The sequence below is a fragment of the Bradyrhizobium sp. genome (assembly GCF_049581145.1).
Taxonomy (GTDB): Bacteria; Pseudomonadota; Alphaproteobacteria; order Rhizobiales; family Xanthobacteraceae; genus Bradyrhizobium.
In genome coordinates, this window is sequence record NZ_JBAURI010001071.1 from 1 (window position 1) to 1,502 (window position 1,502).

Below are 1,502 nucleotides of genomic sequence, written 5' to 3' on the forward strand. Positions count from 1 at the left end.
CGCTCAGCGGGCGCTGCGAGCCCACGATCACCACTGGCACGCTGACCTTGAGGGTGAGGTTGAGGAAATAGGCGGTCTCTTCCAGCGACGCGGTGCCGTGGCCGATCACGATTCCGCTGAGGTCGGGGGTCTCCGCGACCAGCCGGTCGCAAAGCGCTGTGAGCTGTTTCCATTCGGGAAACGAGATTGCGGTGCTCGGGATGTCGCGGAACTTGATGACGGCGAGGTCGGCGACCTCGCGCAGGCTCGGAATCGCCGTGACGATGTCCTGGGCATGCACCATCGTGTTGTTGGCGCCGTAGTCGATGAGGTCGAGGGGACCCTTGCCGATCGAGGCAATCGTTCCGCCCGTGCCGATGAATGCCACCTTGCGTGCCATAACTCCGCCTTTTGCCGATAGCCCGCGAGCCTAGCTGGCCACGGGCCTCGTCGCCCCCACAATCTTTGTCTGCCTGGGATGAGAAATCGTCATTTGGCGGAAGCCCCGTCCAACCTCACGATCAAGCGGCGATATGGGGCGCGGTCGATCGTGGCAGAGGAGTGGCATGGACCTGTTGGAACGTTACATCCAGCCTTTGATGAAGAGCCGCGCCCACATCCTGCAGGCGGCGGCCTGAGCTGATTGAGAGTCCCCATGAAAATCGGTGTGTTCGTTCCGATCGGCAGCCGCGGCTGGTTGATGTCGACCACCTCGCCGAAGACCATGCCGAGTTTTGACCTGAATCGGACGGTGGTGCAGCGAGCCGAGTTTTATGGGCTCGATTTCGCGCTCTCGATGGTCAAGCTGCGCGGCTTCGACGGACCGAGCGAATACTGGGTGCACAACCTCGAATCGTTCACGCTGATGGCGGGCATCGCCGCGGTCACGCGGCGCATCCAGCTGTTCGCCTCCGTGGCGGTGCTGACCATGCCGCCTGCGCTGGTGGCGCGCATGGCCGTGACCATCGATTCCATCGCGCCAGGCCGGTTCGGCGTCAATATCGTGACCGGCTGGCAACCCAAGGAATATCAGCAGATGGGGCTCTGGCCCGGCGAGGCCCATTTCGAGCGCCGCTACGACTATGTCTCCGAATATGTGCAGATCATGCGGGAGCTTTGGAGCAGCGGCCGGTCGGATTTCAGGGGCGATTTCTTCCAGATGGACGATTGCGTGCTGAGCCCCCGGCCGTCCGGGCCGATCCCGATCGTCGGCGCCGGTCAAAGCGACCGCGGAATGCGGTTCGTCGCCGAATATGGCGACTTCAATTTCGTCGGCGCGCCAGGCCTGAACGACACCAAAGGCGCGTCGGGCGTGGTTGCCCGGGTCCGCAACGCGGTCGCAAAGACCGGCCGTGACGTCGGCGCGCTGCTGTTGTTGATGATCATTGCCGCCGAAACCGACGAGGCGGCCTTTGCCAAATGGGAGCACTACAAGGAGGGGACCGACATCGTCGCGCTGCAATGGCAGGCCACGCAGGCCGGCGCCGACTTGAAGGCCCAGGACGGCTCGACCGCGTCGAACC

At 63.7% G+C, this 1,502-nt stretch carries 2 protein-coding genes; one reads left to right on the forward strand and one right to left on the reverse strand.

The features are described from left to right. Positions 1–379, reverse strand: a 379-nt coding sequence (locus WCB02_RS34640; protein ID WP_423965711.1) for an asparaginase domain-containing protein, incomplete at its 3' end; no start/stop codon positions are given. A gap of 255 nt (positions 380–634) precedes the next feature. Between WCB02_RS34640 and WCB02_RS34645 the strand changes: the two genes are divergently transcribed. After that, on the forward strand, positions 635–1,502 hold an 868-nt coding region (locus WCB02_RS34645; protein ID WP_423965714.1), incomplete at its 3' end, for an LLM class flavin-dependent oxidoreductase.